The sequence below is a fragment of the Actinocrinis sp. genome, from assembly GCF_035605935.1.
Classification (GTDB): domain Bacteria; phylum Actinomycetota; class Actinomycetes; order Streptomycetales; family Catenulisporaceae; genus Actinocrinis.
In genome coordinates this window covers 1-2,163 of sequence record NZ_DATNGK010000160.1, presented here as the reverse complement: position 1 = coordinate 2,163, position 2,163 = coordinate 1, and the positions used below count along the sequence as shown (strand labels likewise).

Below are 2,163 nucleotides of genomic sequence, written 5' to 3'. Positions count from 1 at the left end.
GAGGGGGACGAGGAATACCGCGCGATCGAGGCGGTATGCCTTGACCCGGTCGACCTGGCGAAGGCAGCGGCGGTACAGGTGCGCAGCCTCACCCATGCGAGACGGTTGCCGGAGGCGATCGCGCTCGGCCTGGACGTGCTTGCGCAGCTGGGCATCGCCGTACCCACTACGGACGGGATGCTGGCCGAGCTGGACCAGCGGTTCGAGAACCTGTTGCGGTGGCTTGATGCAACCGGACCCGACGATGACTTGGCTCGCCCCGAACTCACCGATCCCACGATGCTGGCCGGCTCGCGGGTGATCGATGCGATCCAACCGGCGGCCTACTTTGGGCAGGAACCCATACTGATGGCCTGGCTGAGCCTGCAGGCGCTGCGGATCTGGCGTGAGTACGGCCCCGCCCGTCCTCTGGTCGGCGCGGGAACCGGCATCCCGGTGGCCGCTGTCGCATTGGGTAACAACTACGCCCTGCCGTATCGGGCGCTACGACGGCTGTTGGCGCTGAGTGAGGCCCGAGGTTACGAACCCGAATCGTCAACGCCACGTGTCCTTTTAGCGTTGCTGGCGTGGTGGTTCGAGCCGCTCGAAGACAGCGTCGACGACGCTCGGCAAGCCAGGGAAGGGTTTATCGGCGGGGGGGACCTCGGCCAGGCGGCATACACGTTTGTCCCGACTGTGCGGGCTCTGCTCGAGTGCGCGCCGTCATTGGACGCCTGCGTCGCCGAGCTCGACGCGGGTCTGGCCTTTGTGCGACGCATCGGCAGCGTCAACATGGTCGAGGTACTTGAGACCTACAAATGGGTGATCGATGCGCTGCGCGGCGAACGCCCCACCACAACCGGCGCGCCGGTATCCATCGCCGAATACAGCGACACCCCGGCGACCCTTCTTTCTGCACACAGCGTTCAAGCGATGGCCGCCGCCATCTTCGGCGATCAGGCCTCTCTTGAGCGCCACACCGCAGAAGCCGTGCCCTTGGTGTCGGCCTCGCCCACTGAATACCCCGGGGCAGTGGCGCGCGTGTTGAGAGGACTGGCCTTGGCGGGACAGATCCGCGCCACGGACGGTGCCGCGCGAGACACTTTGCTGAGCGAACTTGACGAGGTGACGCAATGGCTGGCCGACCGGGCCGCCGATGCGCCGCAGAATTTCTTGCACCTGTTGCGGTTGCTGGAGGCCGAGCGGGCATGGGCGGTCGGCGACTTCCAAGGGTGTGTCCGCGGTTTCGACGCGGCTCTACACGGCGCCGGCCAACGCCCACGCCCGTGGCACCGGGCCTTGATCACCGAACGCGCGGCCCGCTTCTATTTGGCCCACGGCCTCGACCACCACGGATACCAGCTGCTGACCCAGGCGCGGCAGCAGTATGCCGCCTGGGGCGCGACAGCCAAAGTCGCCCAACTGGACTGGGCCTACCCGAGCCTGCCGCCACACCAGGACACGGCGGCCGCGCAGCGCAACACCCGGTCGCCCGATGATTCCCTTGGCAGCGGCAGTGTCAGCACCGGAACCATCGATCTGCTGGGCATCCTGTCGACATCACAGGCGCTGAGCTCGGAAACCAGTATCGCCGGATTGCATGCCCGGGTGGCGCAGGTACTCGGAGCCATGACCGGCGCGACCGATGTAGCGCTGCTGGTCTGGAATGACGAGCACCGGGACTGGCTGCTCCCAGCGACAGCCCACGAAGGTGGCGCGCCGACGAGCGACACAGCTCCGATGTCGGTGCTGCGCTACCTCGAACGCACGCGTGAGCCACTGGTCGTGCCCGACGCCACCCGTGATGATCGCTTCGCTCGCGACCCCTACTTCGCCGATGCCGACTGCTGCTCACTGCTGGCTATCCCGATCCTCAGCCGAGGCATCCTGCGGGCGCTGTTGCTGCTTGAGAACCGGTTGATGCGGGGAGCCTTCACCGCCGAGCGCCTAGACGCCGTCAAGCTGATCGCTGGCCAGCTCGCGGTCTCGCTCGACAACGCCCAGCTGTATGCCGAGCTTGCGGCGTCCCGCGCGCGTGTGGTGGCCGCCGCCGATCAGACCCGCCGCCGGATCGAACGCGATCTGCACGACGGCGCCCAGCAGCGGCTGGTCTCGCTGGCGCTGGAGCTTCGTATCGCGCAGGCGGAGGTGTCGACGGGCGCAGGTGAGCTTGGGATGCGTCTC

General features: G+C 67.4%; 1 protein-coding gene. It reads left to right on the top strand.

Annotated elements, in window-relative coordinates:
• Positions 1-2,163 (top strand): GAF domain-containing protein (locus VN779_RS13440; RefSeq protein ID WP_325723066.1); only part of this gene is annotated, 2,163 nt, incomplete at both ends.